This window comes from Comamonas sp. GB3 AK4-5 (assembly GCF_041320665.1).
Lineage (GTDB): Bacteria > Pseudomonadota > Gammaproteobacteria > Burkholderiales > Burkholderiaceae_C > Comamonas.
Map to the genome: position 1 here is coordinate 3,714,065 of NZ_CP166730.1, position 20,561 is coordinate 3,734,625.

15 protein-coding genes are annotated in these 20,561 nt (G+C 64.1%); 6 read left to right on the forward strand and 9 right to left on the reverse strand.

Annotation, left to right across the window (positions count from 1 at the left end):
* The first annotated feature begins 244 nt into the window (after positions 1-244).
* Both xdhA and xdhB read left to right on the forward strand, forming a co-directional pair.
* Complete coding sequence (gene xdhA / locus ACA027_RS16775; RefSeq protein ID WP_370679336.1) at positions 245-1,771, forward strand: xanthine dehydrogenase small subunit; 1,527 nt, start codon at positions 245-247, stop codon at positions 1,769-1,771.
* The gene (gene xdhB, locus ACA027_RS16780; RefSeq protein WP_370679337.1) at positions 1,768-4,101 is read left to right on the forward strand and encodes a xanthine dehydrogenase molybdopterin binding subunit; all 2,334 of its coding nucleotides are present in this window, start codon (positions 1,768-1,770) and stop codon (positions 4,099-4,101) included. The genes xdhA and xdhB overlap by 4 nt, the downstream gene beginning before the upstream one ends.
* Before the next feature lie 88 nt (positions 4,102-4,189).
* On the opposite strand, the gene ACA027_RS16785 is transcribed toward xdhB, so the two are convergent.
* From ACA027_RS16785 to xdhC, 4 genes are all read right to left on the reverse strand, one after another.
* The gene (locus ACA027_RS16785; protein ID WP_370679338.1) at positions 4,190-6,145 is read right to left on the reverse strand and encodes a diguanylate cyclase domain-containing protein; all 1,956 of its coding nucleotides are present in this window, start codon (positions 6,143-6,145) and stop codon (positions 4,190-4,192) included.
* 256 nt (positions 6,146-6,401) lie between these two features.
* Positions 6,402-7,025, reverse strand: coding sequence for a Crp/Fnr family transcriptional regulator (locus tag ACA027_RS16790; RefSeq protein WP_370679339.1), 624 nt, complete (start codon positions 7,023-7,025; stop codon positions 6,402-6,404).
* 102 nt (positions 7,026-7,127) lie between these two features.
* Complete coding sequence (locus ACA027_RS16795) at positions 7,128-8,426, reverse strand: urate hydroxylase PuuD (protein WP_370679340.1); 1,299 nt, start codon at positions 8,424-8,426, stop codon at positions 7,128-7,130.
* A gap of 238 nt (positions 8,427-8,664) precedes the next feature.
* Positions 8,665-9,522 carry a xanthine dehydrogenase accessory protein XdhC gene (gene xdhC, locus ACA027_RS16800; protein WP_370679341.1) on the reverse strand — a complete coding sequence of 286 codons (858 nt, stop codon included), beginning with the start codon at positions 9,520-9,522 and terminating at the stop codon, positions 8,665-8,667.
* Positions 9,523-9,655: 133 nt separating this feature from the next.
* On the opposite strand from xdhC, the gene ACA027_RS16805 reads away from it, so the two are divergent.
* The gene (locus tag ACA027_RS16805; protein WP_370679342.1) at positions 9,656-10,174 is read left to right on the forward strand and encodes a hypothetical protein; all 519 of its coding nucleotides are present in this window, start codon (positions 9,656-9,658) and stop codon (positions 10,172-10,174) included.
* A gap of 308 nt (positions 10,175-10,482) precedes the next feature.
* On the opposite strand, the gene uraH is transcribed toward ACA027_RS16805, so the two are convergent.
* From uraH to ACA027_RS16830, 5 genes are all read right to left on the reverse strand, one after another.
* Complete coding sequence (gene uraH / locus ACA027_RS16810) at positions 10,483-10,833, reverse strand: hydroxyisourate hydrolase (protein ID WP_370679343.1); 351 nt, start codon at positions 10,831-10,833, stop codon at positions 10,483-10,485.
* 107 nt (positions 10,834-10,940) lie between these two features.
* Positions 10,941-12,572 carry a dipeptide ABC transporter ATP-binding protein gene (locus ACA027_RS16815; RefSeq protein WP_370679344.1) on the reverse strand — a complete coding sequence of 544 codons (1,632 nt, stop codon included), beginning with the start codon at positions 12,570-12,572 and terminating at the stop codon, positions 10,941-10,943.
* Positions 12,573-13,505 (reverse strand): ABC transporter permease, encoded by a 933-nt coding sequence (locus ACA027_RS16820; protein ID WP_370679345.1) that lies wholly within the window; start codon positions 13,503-13,505, stop codon positions 12,573-12,575.
* Between the two features lie 7 nt (positions 13,506-13,512).
* On the reverse strand, positions 13,513-14,454 hold the full coding sequence (locus ACA027_RS16825) for an ABC transporter permease (protein WP_370679346.1): 942 nt from the start codon (positions 14,452-14,454) through the stop codon (positions 13,513-13,515).
* Positions 14,455-14,677: 223 nt separating this feature from the next.
* Positions 14,678-16,255, reverse strand: a complete 1,578-nt coding sequence (locus ACA027_RS16830; protein WP_370679347.1) for an ABC transporter substrate-binding protein — start codon at positions 16,253-16,255, stop codon at positions 14,678-14,680.
* A gap of 383 nt (positions 16,256-16,638) precedes the next feature.
* Between ACA027_RS16830 and ACA027_RS16835 the strand changes: the two genes are divergently transcribed.
* The 3 genes from ACA027_RS16835 (at position 16,639) to ACA027_RS16845 (ending at position 20,546) form a co-directional block, all read left to right on the forward strand.
* Entirely contained in the window at positions 16,639-17,403 is a 765-nt protein-coding gene (locus ACA027_RS16835; RefSeq protein WP_370679348.1) for a DUF1080 domain-containing protein, read from the forward strand.
* Positions 17,404-17,906: 503 nt separating this feature from the next.
* Entirely contained in the window at positions 17,907-19,706 is a 1,800-nt protein-coding gene (gene ggt / locus ACA027_RS16840) for a gamma-glutamyltransferase (protein ID WP_370679349.1), read from the forward strand.
* Between the two features lie 162 nt (positions 19,707-19,868).
* Positions 19,869-20,546 carry a GntR family transcriptional regulator gene (locus ACA027_RS16845; protein WP_370682613.1) on the forward strand — a complete coding sequence of 226 codons (678 nt, stop codon included), beginning with the start codon at positions 19,869-19,871 and terminating at the stop codon, positions 20,544-20,546.
* Positions 20,547-20,561 lie beyond the last annotated feature (15 nt).

Genomic DNA, 20,561 nt, shown 5'->3' on the forward strand with positions numbered 1-20,561 from the left:
ATCACCCTGAGAGTCTACCAAGTTCGCCCCTGCTGCCTGGGGGCGTATATCCCCTTAATCGCAATCAAACCGTTATGTGACTTGCTTTTCATGCTCCCAACTTTGCAGCTGATGCTATGCGAAGTGCCGGATGCCGCCCATACGCCGGTGCATATGCAAGGACCCCGGCCCTCACGTACGCTGCCGCTGTATACGGCTTTTTTCATCCAGCCACCCGGCAGACGGCCCACCAGAACGCCTCCCCATGAGCACCCCCACCATCCACTTTCTGCGCAGGGGCCAGCCCGTCACCCTGCACAACGTCCCGCCCGACCGCACGCTGCTGGAAGTACTGCGCGAAGACCTGCACTGCAGCGGCACCAAGGAAGGTTGCGGCGAAGGTGACTGCGGCGCCTGCACCGTGGTGCTGGGCGAGCGCGTGGCCACAGCCGGGCAGGACCCGCAGTTGCAGCTGCGCGCCATCAACAGCTGCATACGCCTGGCGCACTCCGTGAATGGCCTGGCCCTGTGGACAGTGGAAGACCTGGCCCATGACCCCCACATTGCCCACACCGCCGGCCACCCGCTGCACCCCGCGCAAGAGGCCCTGGTGCAGTGCCACGGCTCGCAATGCGGCTTTTGCACCCCCGGTTTTGTGATGAGCCTGTTCGGCATGTATGAAAACCACAGCCGGCACGGTGAAGCCCTGACACGTACGCAGGCGCAGGAAGCGCTGTCCGGCAATCTGTGCCGCTGCACCGGCTACCGCCCCATTCTGGAGGCGGCCCAGCAGATGGACCAACTGCCCACCGCCCCGCTGGACCAGCTCACCGTTCTGCAAAAACTGGAGCAGCTACCGCGCTTGCAGAGCCATTCTGAAGGCGATTTCAGCTACAAAGCCCCTACCGACCTGCAGGAGCTGCTCCAGTTTCGCGCAGCCCATCCCCAGGCCCAGCTGGTGGCTGGCTGCACCGATGTGGGCCTGTGGGTCACCAAGCAGCACCGCCGTTTTGCCCAGGTGCTGGATGTCAGCCGCGTGGCCCAGCTGCGGCGCATCGAACAGCAAGATGGCGCACTGCACCTGGGCGCTGCCGCCACGCTGACGGATGCCTTTGCCGCCCTCGAAGCCCATTACCCCGAGCTGCACCGCTTTGCCGCCCGCTTTGCCGGCCTGCCCGTGCGCAACAGCGGCACCCTGGGTGGCAATGTGGCCAATGGCTCGCCCATCGGCGACTCCATGCCGCTGCTGATTGCGCTGAACGCCCAGGTGGTGCTGGCCAGTGTGCGCGGCGAACGCAGCCTGCCCCTTGAGCAGCTCTACACCGGCTACCGCCAGAATGTGATGGCGCCGGACGAGCTGCTGGTGCGCATCCACATGCCGCTGCATGCCACCCAGCCCACGGTCAGCGCCCAGGCCCACTGGCAGCTGCTGCGCGCCTACAAGGTGAGCAAGCGCCAGGACGATGACATCTCCGCCGTGTGCCTGGTGCTGCGCGTGGCCGTGCAAGACGGCCTGGTGACCGAGGCCGCGATAGGCGCCGGTGGCGTGGCTGCCACCCCGGTACGCGCCACCCTGGCCGAGGACGCGCTGCGCGGCCAGCCCTGGAGCGCAGCCACCGTGCAGGCCGCCGCTGCCGCGCTGCAGGCCCAGTTCAAGCCCATCTCCGATATGCGCGCCAGCGGCACCTACCGCCGCCAGCTGCTGGCCAGCCTGATGACGCGCTTCTGGAACGAGAGCCAGGGCCACCCCGCCACCACCCTGGAGCAGATCACCGTGGAGGTGCAGCCATGAACACCGTGCATGAAGCCGCTGTGACGGCCACCGCCCCGGCCGTGGGCCAGTCCGCCTTCCACGAAAGCGCCATCGCCCAGGTACAGGGAACGGCCCAGTATGTGGACGACATCCCCGAAGTGCGCGGCACGCTGTATGCCGCGCCCATTCTCAGCCGCGTGGCCCATGGCCAGCTGCATGGCGTGGATGCAGGCAAGGCCCTGACCCAACCCGGCGTGCGCGGCGTGGTGCTGGCGGCCGACATTCCCGGCGACCCCATACTGGCCGCCTTCGGCCATGACGAACCCATTTTTGCCTTGGACAGCGTGCAATACCAGGGCCAGGTCATAGGCTTGGTGGTGGCCGACAGCGTGATGGCCGCCCGGCGCGCCGCACGCCTGGTGGAGGCGGACATCACGCCCCTGCCCGCCATTCTCGATGTGCACCAGGCCCGCAAGGCCGAAAGCTATGTGCAACCCCCGGTCCATGTGCGCCGGGGCGATGCCGCCGCCGCCCTGGCCGCTGCGCCCCACCGCCTGCAGGGCAGCCTGGAAGTGGGCGGGCAGGAGCATTTCTATCTGGAAGGCCAGATTGCCTATGCCCTGCCCATGGAGCAGGAGCAGTGGTGGATTTATTCCAGCACCCAGCACCCGGGCGAGGTGCAGCACTGGGTGGCCCATGCCCTGGGCATTGGCAACCACGCCGTCACCGTGCAATGCCGGCGCATGGGCGGAGGCTTTGGCGGCAAGGAGACGCAATCCGGCCACCTGGCCGTATGGGCTACGCTGGCCGCGCGCAAGTTCCATGCCCCGGTCAAGCTGCGCCTGGACCGAGATGACGACTTCATGGTCACCGGCAAGCGCCACCCTTTCGCCTACGCCTGGGATGTAGGTTTTGACACCACAGGGCGTATCTCCGGCCTGGCGCTGGACATGCTGGCCAACTGCGGCTTCAGCGCCGACCTGTCCGGCCCGGTGGCCGACCGTGCGGTGTTCCATGCCGACAACGCATATTTCCTGTCCGACGTGGCCATCAGCTCCTACCGCTGCAAGCTGAACACCCAAAGCCACACGGCGTTTCGCGGCTTTGGCGGGCCACAGGGGGTGATCGTCATCGAAGCCATCATCGGCGACATTGCCCGCAGCCTGGGCCTGGACGCCCTGGCCGTGCGCCGCCGCAACTACTACGACGCCGACCCGGCCGCCGCCCGCGATGTGACGCATTACCAGATGCGGGTGGAGGACAACATCCTGCTGCCCATCACGCAAAAACTGGAGCAGTCAGCGCGCTACCAGCAAAGGCTGGCGGCCATTGCGACCTGGAATGCCGACAACCATGTGATCCAGCGCGGCATCGCCCTCACCCCGGTCAAGTTCGGCATCAGCTTCACGGCCACGCTGTTCAACCAGGCCGGCGCCCTGGTCCATGTCTATACCGACGGCACGGTGCAGGTCAACCATGGCGGCACCGAAATGGGCCAGGGCCTGCACACCAAGGTGGCGCAAATCGTGGCCGACGAGCTGGGCGTGCCCCTGGCCCAGGTCAAGGTCACGGCCAGCGACACCAGCAAGGTGCCCAATGCCAGCGCCACCGCCGCCAGCAGCGGCACCGACCTCAACGGCCGCGCCGCCCAGTACGCGGCGCGCAGCGTGCGCGACAACCTGGCCGCCTTTGTGGGCGGGCTGGACCAGTGCGGGGCCGGCGCCGTCGACTTTGCCGGCGGTATGGTGCTCACACCCAAGGGCCAACGCGCCTTTGCCGATGTGGTGCAGGCGGCCTACGCCAACCGCATCCAGCTGTGGAGCGATGGCTTTTACCGCACGCCCAAGATCCACTACGACAAGACCACCCTCACCGGCCGGCCCTTTTACTACTTTGCCTACGGCGTGGCCTGCACCGAGGTAGTCATAGACACGCTGACCGGCGAATCCAAGGTGTTGGCCATTGACGTGCTGTATGACGCCGGCCGCAGCATCAACCCCGCCATTGACATCGGCCAGGTGGAGGGCGGCTTCATCCAGGGCATGGGCTGGCTGACTACCGAAGAGCTGGTGTGGAACGACCAAGGCCTGCTGACCACGCACGCCCCCAGCACCTACAAGATTCCGGCCACGGGCGATGTGCCGGAGCATTTCAAGGTGGCGCTGTATGGCGAGGCCAACCGCGAGGACAACGTGGGCGGCAGCAAGGCCGTGGGCGAGCCGCCCTTTATGCTGGCCGTCAGCGTCTACGAGGCCCTGCGCCACGCCATTGCCAGCCACCATTCCAAGCAGGGCCGCACCACGGCCCCGGTACGGCTGCAGGCACCGGCCACGGCCGAGCATGTGCTGCACGCCCTGCAAACACCGTAAGCACAAGCGGGCGATTACTCCTTTTTCAGGAGCTATCACTGCGTTCTGTATCTACGCAGAACGCCGATTTCACCTGATTCCTCCGCGCTCACTGCGGGCGCGGCTCCGCCTGCATCCGGCCCTGTACCGCCCGGCCCTGGCCCTGCTGCTTGGCTTCGCGGCATGCGGCCTCGGCGGCGCGCAGCAATGCCGGGGCGCTGACGCCTGCGACCTCGGTCCGCAGCCAGCCCACGCTCAGGCCCAGCGCATAGCACTGGGGGCCCACACGCGGCGACCAGGCCTGGGCCACATCGCACAGCCGCCAGGCCAGGGCCTGCACACTGCCCTCCTCCTGCGTCTGGCGCAGGCACAGCACAAAGGCATCCCCTTCCATGCGGGCCGCCATGCCCTCCAGCCCCCGCTCGCGGTGCAGCAGCCAGGCCACCTGGCGCAGCACCTCGTCCCCCGCAGCGCGGCCTGCGGTGGCATTGAAGGCGGTGAAATAGTCCACATCCACCCACAGCAAGGCCATGGGCGTGGGCGCTGCGGCGGTGGCACACCAGGCCTGCAACTGGTGCACCAGTGTCTGGCGATTGGGCAGGCCGGTCAGGCGGTCATGCGCATCCAGCCAATTGGCCTGGCCGCGAATCTGGTGCAGCGACTCGGCATCTTCCAGCAACCACAATATGCCCAACTCCGCAGGCTGCAACACCACGACCTGCACCTGCAGGCCCATGGCGCGCCCGCCTGGCTGCTGCCAACCCAGCTCGCTGCGAAACTGGCCAAAACCAATCAGGCTTTCCATGGCCTGAACGATCCAGGCCCTGGCCCCGCTCTGCCCCTGCAGCAGTTGCTCCAGGCTCAGCCCCACCAGCGCGCCGGGCTCCATCCCCAGCAGCCAGCCTGCGCGGCGCGAGGCGTGGTGCAACACATTGCCTCGCGCCCAGATGACGCCCATGGGCATGGCCTCCATCATTTGCACCAGCGCAGACTCCAGCTCACCCACCGTCGGCTGGTAATCGGCCTGGCTGGCTTCGGACATGGGCCAGGGCATTTGCGGGGGCGAGGCGGTGGCGGCTTCCTGCACGCCCTCGCTGGACAGCTGCGGCAGCGCTGCGCCTTCAAGCGCCAAGGCATTGCGGGCCTGCAGACGCGACAGTCTGCGCTGCAGCCATTCCAGCATGCCCAGCAGCGCCAGCGCCATGACCACGGCCAGACTGATCAGGCCCAGCCACTGCCAGGGCTCGAGCCGCTGCATGCCCCGCAGTGGTGCAGACACATCCCGCACCACCACCACCTGCCAGCGGGGCAAGGGCAGGCCCACCCGGGTGAGCAGCAGCGTGCCCCATAGCTGGGTGTCGGCATTGGAGGTGGTGGTGGACGACAGCCTATCCCAGGCGCTGCCATGGCTTTGCAGCACCTGCGGCACATGGCCCAGTGCCTGCTGGTTCTGGGTTTGCGAATGGGCCAGCAGCAAGCCCTCTGCATCCAGCAGCATGAACTGCTGGTCCTGCGCGTCTTCTGTGTCGTCTTGCTGGGGCAGCAGGCTTTGCGGGGGAATGCGTACCACTCCCGCCAACGCACCACGCACTGCCCCATCCGCCTGGCGCAGTGGCACCGTCAGCAGCAAGCCCAGCAAGGGACTGGTTTCCTCCCAGGGCTGCTGCCCCACGCGGGGCTTGCCGTCGTTCAGCGTGCGGCGCAGCACATCGCGCAGCGCACTGCTGTCTGCCGGCGCTTCACCCGATGGGACATAGCTCACCAGGCTACCGTCATAGCCCGCCATGACCAGGGTGTCAAAAATACCGGTGTAGCCCGCATCCTCACGCAGCAAAAGCTCCAGCACATAGGGACTGTCCAGCATGCTGGAATGCACGCCCTGCCCCATGGACTGCAGCACGCGCTGGTAGGTTTCGATGCGCGTGTCCAGCGAACGGGCCACGAAGCGGGCCGCCATTTCCTGCTGGCGCCGCTCATCCCGCAGGGTGTCAACGTCGGAGAAATGGGTCAATCCACCCAGACACAACATGCAGGCCAGTGCCAGTGCCACGCCAAAACGCAGCATGGACCTCGACCACCAGGAGATCGGGTGAGACTGCGTCGAGGGCCGCAAAAAAGGTCTGCGCCGCCCGCCGCTGAAAGGCGTTGTGGGTTCCGACATGGACCATGGGTGTAAGAACGAACACCCACTATAAAAAAGCCTCCGCCGGTCTCTTGCAGGACGAACCCTGCACCCCGCCCCGGTTTTTCCCTAGGTCCGAGGTCGCCAGAACAGGATCACACCAGAAGTCCTGAATCCGCTTCAGGCGCCGGTGCGCGCTTTAGCTCCCTGCCACCACCTGCAACGCCGAGGGATGGGGCAGATTCAGCACATTGCCGGTGCCGGCAATGAGGCCGTGCTCGCGCAGGTGGCGCAGCACGCGCGAGAAGGTTTCGGGTGCAATGCCCAGCTGGGCAGCGATCAATCGCTTGCGCTGGTGTAGCGTGACCTGCATGGCCCCGTTGGAGTCATGCTGGGCATGGCGCAGCAGCCATTGGGCGCAGCGTGCTTCCGCGTCCTGGGCCAGGCGGCTGACGGCGGTTTCCGTCTGCTGGCAATAGCCCTGTGCCATATCGCGCACCAGGGCCTGCACTGTGGCGGGCAAGGCCACAACGCCCTGGCGGAACTCTTGCAGCGAGACCCGGCGCAGTCGCACGCGGGAATCGGCCACCATGTCCACGCAACTGGGACGTTCGGTCAGCACAAAAGCGGCATCCAGCCAGGCAGGGCCTTCCACCAGACCCAGTTGGTGGCGCATCTGTCCTTCGTCACGCACACCCAGCAGCACGCGGCCGCTGTCGATGTACAGGACTTCGCGCGGGTGCTCATGCCGTTGGCGCAGCACCTGGCCGCTGGCCAGCACCTCAGCATGGGCGAACGGGTCGAAAGACGGAATGTGGAACATGTCCGGACTGTGCCCGCGCGCGCCCAGGACGGGTTTGAGCAAAATCAAATGTTGTGCGCCCGGGCGGTGAAGGTGTGTGCCAGCTCACACCGCTCCAGGGGCTTATTGCACCGCCGCACCGCTCTCAAACCAGCGCTTGAAGCTGTTGCGCTCTTCATCACTCAAAGCACCTGGGTTGCCGAAAGGCATTTTGCGCAGCTGCACCACCTGGGCGTAAATCTGCTGGGCATGGCTTTTGACGTCTTCGGGCGTGTCGAACTTCACGTTCTTTTGCGCGATGGTGGCGCTGCTGTGACAGACCACGCAGTGCTGCTGCATGATGGCGCGCACATTTTCATAGCTGCCAGCGCTTGCGGCAGCTGCGCCAGAGGTCGATTCGACACCAGATGTTGCAGGAGCGGCATCAGGCTGCTCGCCCTGCACCACCACCTGGCCCACGGGGGCCAGGCTGACGGCAGGCGTGGCCGGCTGGGGTGCGGGTTTGAGCCAAACGGCAGTGGCGATCAGCAGCAGCACGCCCACGGCGGCGTATTTCCAGGGATGGGGGTTGCGGCCCAGCTTGTAGCCATGGCGCATGACAAAGAACTGGCGGATGGCCGCACCGGCAAACATCATCAGAATCAGCACCAACCAGTTCTGCGGGTGGTTGTTCAACCAGCCGTAATGGGTGGACAGCATGGCAAACAGCACCGGCAGCGTGAAATAGGTGTTGTGCACGCTGCGCTGCTTGCCGCGCTTGCCGTGGATGGGGTCCACGGGTTTGCCGGCCTTGAGGTCGGCTACCACGGTGCGCTGACCGGGAATGATCCAGAAGAACACATTGGCGCTCATGGAGGTCGCCAGCATGGCGCCCATCAGCAAAAAGGCGGCCTGGCCGGGGAAGAGGTGGCAGGCCAGAAAGGCCGCAATGCACACCAGCACCAGCACCAGAGCGCCGACGATGGCATCTCCTTTTTCGCGCTGACCAAAGACGCGGCAAATGCCGTCATACAACAGCCAGAACACCACCAGAAACGCCAGCGCTGCCGCAATCGCCATATGGGGCGACATCAGCGGGTTGGCCGGGTTCACCAGGTAGACATTGGCATTCCACAGATAGGACACCGTCAGCAGCGCAAAGCCGGACAGCCAGGTGGTGTAGCTTTCCCAGAAGAACCAATGCAGATGCTCGGGCAGCTTGGGGGGCGAGACGGCGAACTTGACCGGGTGGTAAAAGCCCCCGCCATGCACGGCCCAAAGCTCGCCGCTGACGCCCTGCTTCTTGAGGTCGTCATCCACTGGCGGCGTCAGACTGCTGTCCAGGAAGACGAAGTAAAACGAGGAACCGACCCAGGCAATGGCGGTGATGACATGCAGCCACCGCAGCAGCAAGTTGGCCCAGTCGAGAATGTAGCTATCCATAGCGCTCTACTCTGGCGGCGTGGGGCCGCCTGTGAGATCCAACTGCTCACCACTGCGGAGGCTCTGAGCAGAGAAAAGGGCCGCGCACCTGGGCTGGAGCGCCGGAGCACCGCTGCGACCTGTTTTTGTAAACACAAAGTGTATGCAAATTGAATGCCGGCGCCACAACAAATAGGGGGCTGCCACCCCGGGCATACCCTGAGCTGCACGGTGCACCCGCCCAAGGGGTTGGCAGGGCTCAAAGGCTGCGGGTCTGCATCAGCTGGGCGGCCACGGCCACGGCAATCACCTCGGGCTCCTTGCCCTGCACGCCCGGCACTCCCATGGGGCAATGCACCGCATCCACGGCCGCCGCATCCAGGCCTCTCGCGATCAAGCGGCGGCGAAAACTGGCCCATTTGCTGGCGCTGCCGATCAGCCCCAGAAAAGGCAGATCCCCCACGGCATGCTGGCGCGCCAGGCAGGCGAGCAGGATCTCCCAGTCCTCGGCATGGCTGTGCGTGAGAATGAGCACGCGGCTGCCCGGGGACAGATCGGCCACGGCATCCTGCACAGGGTCGGCCTGAACCCATGTGGCACGCGGTGCCCATGGCGCAGCCGGCTCGGCCCTGGCGTCGGTCTCTGCCCGCATGCCTGGGCGGCTGTCCACCCAGGTGGTCTGGCAGGGGAGGTGCTGCAGCAAGCGCACCAGCGCCTGGCCCACATGACCCGCCCCAAACACCGCCACCGGCATACGCGGACGCTGCAGATGCTGCCAGTGCGGCAGGTCTTGCGCCTGCACACGGGCGTAGCCCAGATGCACCACGCCACCGCAGCACTGCCCCAGACTAGGGCCCAGCGCATAGCGCAGCACGCCGGCCTCGGCCCGGCCTTGCAAAACCGCTCGGGCATGGGCCAAGGCCTGGTATTCCAGATGGCCTCCGCCAATGCTGCCCACCAGCGCCTCCATGCGCCCCGGTGCCAGCCCCGTGGGCACGGCCATCCAGGCACCCGCTTCACGCGGTGCCGATCCCTGTACCCGCTCCACCCACACCAGGCAGGCGGGGCCATGGACCAGGCTGGCCTGCAGTTCCTGCCATGCGTTCACTACCGTCATACCTTGCTGAGCCCTTACCAGAACACCTTGCCCAATGAAGTTGCCGACAGACGTTAGGATGGGTGCCTGTCTCCTGCTGCTGACAAGCAAGCCGCTTGCCAGTTGGCACACTCACTCAGGATACCTTTACGCCATGGCTGAACCTACGCCCTCCACCCCCTCGTCTTCCCCAACCCCGCAGCGCTCGGGCCGCTCCTGGCTGTGGCGCGGCCTGGCAGCCGGAGTGACCGCGCTGATGGCAGCCTGCGGCTCCGTCCCCCATCTGGGCGGCAAGCTGGGTTCGGGAGGAGGCGGCCCGTCCGCCGGCTCCAGCGCCGCATCGCGCGAATACCGTCAGGATGCCGCCCGCCATATCTATGCGCGCAACCAGCACCGTATCTACAAGGGCCAGCTGCCCCCCATGCTCTACGCCGTGGGCGTGCTGGAAGTGGAACTGGACCGCAGCGGCAATGTGCGTCGCCTGCGCTGGCTGCGCGCCCCCAGCCATGCACCCGAAGTGGTGGCCGACATCGAGCGCACCGTGCGTGCGGCCTCGCCCTTCCCTGCCCCCTCCCGCATGAGCGGCAAGCTGACCTATACCGATACCTGGCTGTGGGACCAGTCGGGACGCTTTCAGCTCGATACCCTCACCGAAGGCCAGCGCGGGGAGTAGCAACTCCCCCCTGAGGCGCCTACGGCGCCTTCCCCCCAGGGGGACGCTGCCAGCGCGGCGGGGCGGCCCTTGCGCGGCAGCCCTGACGTTGGGGCGCGCCAGTTTCGTAGTCCATTAGCGACCAAGAACACCCAGGTTGGCCGGAGCAAGCCTGCGCAGCACAGCTGAACTCCAGTACCCCACCACAACGGCCAGACAGCGCTTGAGGCGCGGCGTGTGCCCGCTGACGGTACTTGCGTACGGCAAGGGCGCGCAACAAAGCATCAAGCACTGTATGGCCGCATCAGCACGGCCCACCTACGTAAAAACTAAGACCCCCGATACGTTGAATAGCTCCAGGGGCTGACGAGAAGCGGCACGTGATAGTGCTGGTCCGCATGGGCCACACCAAAGTCCAGGCTCACCTGGTTCAGGAAGTTGGGCTCGGGCAGTTGCACGCCCTTGGCCTTGAAATAGGCCGCTACGTTGAAAGTCAGCCGGTAGGTGCCAGGCTTCAGGCTGGCGTTGTCGAAGAGCGGCGCATCGGTGCGGCCATCGTGGTTCAGCGTCAAGGTCTGGAGCAGCGTGGCGCTGTCGCCTTGTGTGGCAAACAGCTTGACTTGCATGCCGGCGGCTGGACAGCCATGCATGGTGTCCAGAACATGTGTACTCAGGCCCATAAAGTCTCCATTGGTTATGGCACAGGCCGCAGGATCAGGGCCTGTTTTTTCAATGAAGTGTATACAAATACTGCACACCCATCAGCCATAAGAGCGCGTCTCTTTTTTTATTCGCTACGCAGAAAGGCGAAATCACGCCCCGGCGCGGCCGCCAGCAGGCTGCGCGTATAGGCATGCTGGGGTGAGGAGAACACCTGCTCCACCGCGCCGCTTTCCACCACCTCGCCCTGGTGCATGACCAGCACATGGTCGCAGATCTGGCTGGCTACGCGCAGGTCGTGCGTGATGAACACCATGCCCAGATCCAGTTGCTGCTGAACCTGGTTCAGCAGTTGCAGGATTTGCGCCTGTACCGACACATCCAGGGCCGAAACCGCCTCGTCGGCAATCAGCACCTTGGGCCGGCAGGCCAGAGCCCGGGCAATCGAGATACGCTGACGCTGCCCCCCCGAGAACTCATGTGGATAGCGGTGCAGCGCAGCAGGAGACAGCTGCACCAGCTCCATCAAGGCCTCCGCGTGGGCCCAGGCTTTGGCATGGGGCACGCCGAAGTTGCAAGGCCCCTCGATGATGGATGCTCCCACGGTCCGGCGCGGATTGAGCGAGCGATAAGGGTCCTGGAAGATGACCTGCACCATGCGGCGAAACGGCGACAACGCCCGCCTCTGCTGCTGCACGACGGAACACCCCTCCGCCAAAATATCGCCGTGGCTGGGATCGATCAGCCTGGCCATGCATCGCGCCAAGGTGGACTTGCCGGAGCCGGACTCGCCCACAATCCCCACGGTTTCACCCGGTCTCACCTGCAGCGAGACATTGCGCACCGCATGCACCACGCGCCGACGGCGCGGCCAAAAGCCCGAGACATAGGTCTTGCCCATGTTTTGCGCCTCCAGTAAAGGATAGGGCCCAGCAGGCGAGTCTGTGACGAGGGGCCGCTTGCTTCCACCCAGCACGGGCACTGCGTTCAGCAACATGCGGGTATAGGGCCTGGCCGGCACGGTCAGCACCTGCTGTTTGCTGCCCAGCTCCACCATATGGCCTTGGCGCACCACCACCACTTCGTCGGCGATTTCGGCCACCACACCGAAGTCGTGGGTGATGAAAAGCACTGCCGTGTGGTGCTCCATCTGCAGAGCTTGAATGAGTTTGAGGATTTCGGCCTGGGTGGTCACATCCACGGCCGTGGTCGGCTCGTCACAGATCAGCAGTGCAGGCTTGAGGATCAGGGCCATGGCAACGCCTATGCGCTGGCGCTGGCCCCCCGAAAGCTGGTGGGGGTAGGCGGCATAAATACGCTCGGGATCGGGCAGCCGCACCCGGGCCATGATGTCCAGAATCATTTGACGCCGCTGTGCCCGTGGCATATGCAGGTGCTGGGCCAGCACTTCATCGATTTGCGCACCACAGCGCATCACGGGGTTGAGCGCCGTCATCGGCTCCTGAAACACCATGGCCATCGCCGGGCCGCGCAGGGCGCGCAACCGCGAGGCTGAGGCACGCAGCAGGTCTTCGCCCTGCAGCACGATATGCCCTTCTGCCGGCTTCATACCCTCCGGCAGCAGGCCCATGATGGCATTGGCGATGATGGACTTCCCCGAGCCCGACTCGCCCAGCAGGCACACCGTCTGCCCTCGCTCGATATTGAAGGAAATCTGGCTGACGGCGAGCTCGCGGTCGCTGCCCTGAGGCAGGGCGATGCTGAGGTTCTGGATGGAAAGAATGGGCAGCACGGACATTCACCTTTGGCGTTGGTTGAACTTGGGATCCAAGGTGTCACGCAGGCCATCTCCGAGCATGTTCACAGCCAGCACGGTAAGCCCCAGAAAAATGCCGGGCAGCAACACGTTGTGCGGGTATTGGTTGAATTGCGCACGCCCCTCGGACATGAGGTTGCCCCAGGTGGCCATATCGGCCGGCAGCCCCAGCCCCAGAAAGGACAGAATGGCCTCCACCAAAATCGCCGAGGCACAGACATAGGTGGCCTGGATGATCAGTGGCGCAGCCGCATTGGGCAGGATGTGGCGCAGCAGCATCTTCCATATGGGCGTATCCAGCGCGATGGCCGCTTCCACATAAGGCTCTTCGCGTAGGCTCAACACCACAGAGCGCACCAGGCGCGCCGTGCGCGGAATTTCGGGAACGGCAATGGCCACCACCACGGTGGGCAGGCTACCGCCAAACAAGGCCACCAGGCTGATGGCGAACATCATGCTGGGGATGGCCATGACGCCATCCATCAAACGCATCAGCACATTGCCAAGGCGGCTGAAATACCCACCCACCAAGCCGAACACCATGCCGGTCAACATCGCCAGGCAGGTGGTTGCCAGGCCCACCAGCAGCGAGACACGCGCGCCATACAGCACGCGGCTCCAGATATCGCGCCCCAGGCTGTCGCTGCCCATCCAGAACCAATGTGCAAACACCTCGCCCGACAGCGCGTGGAACGCCCCCTGGGAGCCGGGCAACATATTGGCGCTGCTGGGGTCCATGGCCGTGGGATCTATGGTGTCCAGCCACGGAGCCATGGTGGCCATCAGCACCAGCACCAGCAGCACACCGCCCCCCAGCCGAACAGAGCCATTGGCCCACATGCGCAGCCACAAGGAACGGCGCCGCCAGGGTGGGTCCTTGTCGTCCCATGGATAGCCGGACTGGGTGGAAGCCATAAGCACCTCAGTAACGAATGCGTGGATCGAAGAGCAAATAGCTCAGGTCAATCAGCAAATTGATGCAGACATAGGTCAGCGCGAAAAACAGTGTGATGCCCTGAATCAACGGAAAGTCACGCGAGAGCACGGCATCCACCGTCAGCTGCCCCAGGCCGGGGATGGCAAAAACGGTCTCCGTCACCACCACACCGCCCATCAACAAGGCCATGCCAATGCCAATCACCGTGACGATGGGTATGGCGGCATTCGCCAGCGCATGGCGCAGCAGCAGCTGCAGCTCCGAAATGCCCTTGGCACGGGCCGTGCGGATGTAGTCTTCGGTCAATGCTTCGGCCACGGCGGCGCGGGTGACGCGGGCAATCAAGGCCATATAGATCAGGGACAAGGTGGCGGCCGGCAGCAGCAAATGGCGCAACCACGGCCACAGGCCTTCATTCAGCCTTGCATAGCCTTGCACCGGCAGCCACTGCAGATGCAGGCCGAACAGCCAGATCAGCACATAAGCAATCACAAAAGAGGGAACCGAAAAGCCCAGCGTCGAGATACACATCAAGATGCGGTCCAGCCAGCCACCACTGCGCCAGGCTGCAGCCACTCCCAAAGGAACGGCCACGCCCACGGTCAGTAGCAGCGTGATGGCGGTCAAGGACAAGCTGGCCTGCATGCGCTGGCCAATCAGCTCGGCCACTGGCCGCTTGATGAAATACGACTCCCCCAGATCACCGTGCAACAACTTGCTCCCCCAGTGCACAAACTGCACAGGCAGGGATTGGTTGAGCCCGAGCTTGTCGCGCACCTTGTCTATGTGCTCGCTGCTACCCGCATCGCCCACGATGGCCGCCACCGGATCGCCCGGCGCCAGCCGCAGCATGGCAAACACGAGAATCGCCACCACCAGCAGCACGGGCACCGTGGCCAGAACCCGCCGAATCAGAAAAGCCAGCATCACTCTCGCCTTTCACCAACAGAGATAAGAAGCCCGTCTCGCGGACCCAGCATCACTCAGTGATTCACAACACGACGCATAGAACTGGCGCCCCCCAAACCTGGGCACTGCCCTCAAAACTGGCGCGCTGCACGCCAGGGCACCGCGCAAGGGCAGTCTCGCAGCGTCGGTGCCGCCCCCCAGCGCCAGAGAGAGGGAAGACGCGCAGCGGCTCAGGGGTGTTTCATTGTTTTTTGATATTCCAAAACACATTCACCGGCGCATGCAACACGCCGCGGATGTTTTTGCGGTAAGCACTCAAAACGGTGTATTCACCTATGGGCGCGTAAATCCCGGTTTCCAGCACCTGCTGCTGGATGGCCGCGGCCAGCGACTTGCGCACGGGCTCATCCCGGGCTGCCAGGAACTCGGATTTCAGCGACTCCAGCTTGGCATCGGTGGTCCAGCCAAACCAGCCCCGCTCACCATTACCCGTCATGGGCGCAAAAAACAGCGGATTCATGCTGTCCGCCATCCCCCAGCTGGTGATGAACATATTCCAGCCGCCTTTTTCCACGGGGTCTTTCTTGGCCCGGCGCGTGACCAGTGTGGGCCAGTCCATGGTCTGCATATCCACATTGAAGCCGGCCTGCTTGAGCAACTGGGCCATCACCGGAGCCAGCTTGTTGAGCATGGTGAAGTCCGCAGGATGCATCAGCACCACAGGCTTGCCGTCGTAACCGGCCTCCTGGAGCAAGGCCTTGGCCTTGGCCAGCATCGGGACCCCGGTGAAGTAAGCGTTCTGGGTGGTGGCGTATTGCGAGCCGCAGGGGTAGATGGAAATGCAGCCGCTGTAGAGGGCCTTGTGCACCTGCTGGGCGCGCATCAGCGCCTCCTGGCTGATGGCCATGATGGCGGCCTGGGCCATCTTGGGATTGGTAAAGGGGGGCACCTTGTGGTTCAGGTGCAAGGTGTACGCCCCTTTGGGCAAGGTGGGGTCCAGCACCACCTGGGCATTGGCCTTGAGCGCGGTGTATTGCTCGGCAGGCACCCACTCGATCATGTCGATCTCACCATTGAGCAGCGCATTGGCCTGGGTCTGGGCATCCTTGAGAATGACCCACTCCATACGGTCCACATACACCTGCTTTCCACCCGCTGTGCCCGAGGGCGGTTCTGTGCGAGGAATGTATTTGGTGTTTTTGACATACACCACTTTTTCCCCGGGACGGTACTCATCCTGCTTGAAGATATAGGGGCCCGAGCCCGTGGCATCATCGATCTGCTGGTCCGCAGGTGTGGCCGCCACGCGCGCCGGCATGATGAAGGGCGGGCTGGATGACGGTTTGCCCAGCGCCTCCCTCACCATGCCGAAAGGCTGCTTGAAAACCATGTGAAAGCTGCGCTCGCTCAAGGCGTCCATGCGATCGAGTGCCGCCATCATTTTTTGCCCCAGGGGGTCGCGCTGCCCCCAGCGCTGCAGCGAGGCAATCACATCGGCAGAGGTCACCGGTTTTCCATCATGGAAGGCCAGGCCTTTACGCAAGCTAAAGCGCCAGATCTGCCCATCCTCGCTGACCTCGTACTGGTCCACCATCTGGGGCTGTACCCGGCCTTGCGCATCCACGCCAAACAAGGTGTCGTAGACGTTGTAGCCGTGATTACGCGTCACAAAAGCCGTGGTCCAGATGGGGTCCAGGATCTTCAAATCCGCCTGCGGCACCACCCGCAGCACCTTGGCCCCGTCCTGGGCAATGACTGCGCTTCCCCAGGCCAAGATCAACCCTGCCACGAGCTGCGAGAGCTTTAGGTTTTTTCGCATTGCCATGCCTTTCATGAAAGACAGAACGGATGGAGCCTGCCTTGCAGGCCTGCGGTCATGCACCCCGACCGCTGCACTGCAAACGCCTGCATATTTCATACCTGCTTTTTGCCGCCCACATAACAACAGCAAGCGCACACTTTTTATTTTTCTATTTCAGAAAGCGAGCGAGAGAACGTCGCCATATTCTTTCAGAAACAAATAACGTAAGTGCTTACCCACACAAAAAACACGGCATGACTAACCCCAGGAATCGCTTCGTAAACTGACGCGGCTTGCATGCCTATCGTGCGCCCAGGACATGCGCCAGCGCGCAGCCTCCGTGAACGCTCGCAGCCGCCATGACGCGTTCAGTCTCTTCACCTCCACCACAAGGAAGCCAGATGTCCATGCGCTCCTCCTGGATCGCCACCAGCTTGGCATGCGCCACCCTGGTGGCCTGTAGCAGCCCCGGCTCAGTGCCCATGCCCACAGCGCAGGCCACACCCCGCACCGTCATGCCCAGTGCATCGCCTGGGGCACCTCCATCGGATGCCATCGTGCTGTTTGATGGCCGCAACCTCAGCCTGTGGGAGGCATCCAAGGACCATGCACCGGCCCAGTGGAGCGTGCATGACGGCGTGGTCACCGTCAACAAGTCCGCTGGCAATATCCAGACCCGGCAGCATTTCACAAACTACCAGTTGCACCTGGAATGGCGTGTGCCCGAGGACATCAGCGGAGAAGGCCAGGCACGCGGCAACAGCGGTCTTTTCCTCGCCTCGACCGGGCCCAAGGACGAAGGCTATGAAATCCAGATCCTGGACTCCTGGCAGCACAGCACCTATGTCAACGGCCAGGCCGCGAGCGTGTACAAGCAAGCGCCACCGCTGGTGAATGCCATGCTGCCGCCAGGGCAATGGCAGCGCTATGACGTGGTATGGACCGCGCCGGTATTCACCGCCCAGGGCACGCTGCAATCACCGGCTTACGTCACGCTGCTACACAACGGCGTGCTGGTGCAAAACCACACCCAGTTGGCGGGCGAGACGCTGTTCCAAGGCGAGCCCAGCTACAAACCCCATGGCGCAGCCCCCATCAAGCTGCAGGCCCATGGCGATCCCTCGGAGCCCATCAGCTTCCGCAATATCTGGGTGCGCCCGCTCTAAGAACGTGTTCAATGTCTCTACGCAGGCGCGTTGGAACGCAATCGGGATGAGTTCGAAGTGATGGAGCGCAGCTTGCACCCGTGTGCAAGCAAGCTTCAGCGCGAAGAAATCGCCCGATTTCGCTCCAACCCGAAGGGCCAGTGCCTTTGCGGGCGATCTACTGTGTTGCGAATCCTCGCAATAGCACGGCTATTGCTGCGGTGTCGCGCCTTGTATCCCAATCCCGCAAAGACGCTGGCGCGCCGCGAGGAGACTTTGAACACGTTCTAAACGCGTTTTGGCGCGCAAGGCCGGCCCTGGGCAGGGCCCGCCTTGCGCTTTGCAACATTCTGATGCCCGGGCTTTCCCGCAGCGCGGGCGCTCTCCATGCTTGCACCATTTCGGGGCCGTCTACACTGGCCCGACACTTGCTCGCCTGCAACGCCATGACGGTGCAGGCCTGCAGCCTGAAGGGCGTGCAGCGCCGTCTGCCCCCTCAATCCCTTGTGTGAAAAGGAGACAGCATGTCTATGCCTACCCCCTGGATAGCCAGCAGCATGGCCCTGGCCATTGCGGCCCTGGCTGCCTGCAGCAGCCCCCAGTCCTCAGCCCCCGCTGCCACGTCTGCCACCACCGCTGCGGCGCCAGCGCAAACCGCAGCCGGGCAGGCCGCCGCGGCGGCCTACGACTTCGACATGGATGTCTTCCACCCTGTGCAGGCACGCCAGGGCATGGTGGCCAGCGAGCAGGAGCTGGCTTCGCAAATCGGTCTTCAGATTCTCAAATCCGGTGGCAACGCGGTGGACGCCGCCGTGGCCATGGGCTTTGCCCTGGCCGTGGCCCTGCCCAATGCCGGCAACATCGGCGGCGGCGGCTTCATGATGCTGCATGACGCCAAGTCGGGCAAAGACGTGGCACTGGATTTTCGCGAGGTCGCCCCCGCCCGCGCCACCCGCGATATGTACCTGGACGCGAAAGGCAATGTCATTGACGGCAAATCGCTCTACACCCACTACGCCGTGGGCGTGCCCGGCACCGTGGCCGGCATGGAGCATGCGCTGAAGAAATGGGGCTCCATGCCCCTGTCCCGCGTGATGGCCCCGGCCATTGCCCTGGCGGAAAAAGGCTATCCCGTCAGCGTGACCCTGGCCAAGACCCTGGGCCAGGAGAAAAAGAATATGGGCCAATGGCCCGCCACCCAGGCCGTGTTCTGGAAGAACGGGGCTCCGCTGAAAGCCGGTGAGCTGTTGGTGCAAAAAGACCTGGCCCAGTCCATGCGACTGATCAGCCAGCAAGGCGCAAAGGCCTTCTACGAAGGTGCCATCGCCCAGAAGATTGCCGCTGAAATGCAGCCCTATGCCGGCGCCCTCACGCTGCAGGACCTGCGTGACTACAAGGTGGTGGAGCGTGAGCCCGTGCGCGGAACCTACCGTGGCTACCAGATCGTGACCATGCCGCCGCCCTCCTCCGGTGGCGCCCACCTGGTACAGATACTGAACATGCTGGAACGCTGGCCGCTGAACCAATGGGGCGCCAACAGCGCGCAAAGCATCCACTACATGGCCGAGGCCTCCAAGCTGGCCTATGCCGACCGCTCCGAATACCTGGGTGATCCCGGCTTTGTGAAGGTGCCGCTGCAGGGCCTGAGCTCCAAGCGTTATGCCGACGAGCTGGCCGCCACCATACAGCCCGGCAAGGCGCGCGCGTCCAAGGACATCAAGCCCGGCAAGCCCCAGCCCTATGAAAGCAACCAGACCACGCATTACTCGGTGGTGGACAAGGCTGGCAACGCCGTGGCCGTGACCTATACGCTCAACACCAACTTCGGCACCGGCATCGTGGCCAAGGGCACGGGCATTTTGCTGAACAACGAAATGGATGACTTCGCCGCCAAGGCCGGCGTGGCCAATGCCTACGGCCTGGTGGGTGGCGACGCCAACTCCGTGGCCCCGGGCAAGCGCCCGCTGTCATCCATGACGCCCACCATGGTGCTGCAGGGCGGCAAGCCCGTGCTGGTGACCGGCAGCCCTGGTGGCGCCCGCATCATCACCACCGTGCTGCAAACCGTGGTCAACACCATCGACTACCAGATGAACCCGGCCGAGGCCGCTGCCGCCCCCCGCATCCACCACCAGTGGCTGCCGGATGAGCTGCGCATTGAGAAAACGCTCAGCCCCGATACCGTGAACCTGCTCAGGCAATGGGGCCACAATGTGGCCGTGAAGCCCTCCATGGGACGCACCCAGACCATACAGCTGCGCAGCGGTGTGCTCTATGGCGCCTCCGATCCGCGCAACCCCGACGGCAAGACGCTGGGGTACTGAGCCTGCACAGCCGGCCTTGTGCCGACTTCCCATGCCGCGCCTTGAGCGCGGCTTTTTTATGCATGCGGCATGTCGGACCCCGTGGATTTCCCCTATTCCTTATGCGCCATTGTTTGCAGAAATTGTATACAAAGCAAATGACGAGTCGCTATGATGAACCCAATGGACAACTCCACCACCAGCACCATCGCCGACGCGCTGACCCGCGCCATCGTCGAACACAAACTGCTGCCCGGCACCAAGCTGGCCGAGCAAAAACTGGCCGATCACTTTGGTGTCTCCCGCACCCTGGTGCGCCAGGCCTTGTTTACCCTGTCCCAAAACCGCCTGGTCACGCTGGAGCCGGCGCGGGGAGCCTTTGTCAGCACCCCGTCTGTGGAAGAGGCCAAACAGGTCTTTGCCGTGCGCTCCATGCTGGAAAGCGAGATGACCCGCGCCTTTGTGCGCCAGGTCACGCCCGCGCAGATCAAAAGCCTCAAGGCCCATATCGCCGCGGAAAAGAAAGCCATGACCGGCAACGATGTCGGCCAGCGCACCGAGCTGCTGGGCGATTTCCACGTGGTGATGGCCGCACTCATGGGCAACCAGGTGCTGGCCATGCTGCTGGGCGATCTGATCTCGCGCTGCGCACTGATCACGCTGATGTACCAGAGCACCAGTGCGGCCGAACACTCGCATGAAGAGCATGAGGCCATCGTCCAGGCCCTGGCCCGCAAGGACGAAGCCACCGCAGTACGCCTGATGCAAGAGCATCTTTTGCATGTGGAGCAAGGCCTGACCTTTGACCGCGACCTGCCCAGCAGCGACCTGTCCATGGCCCTGTCCTCCGTCACTCCCTGATTTTCTACCCACGCC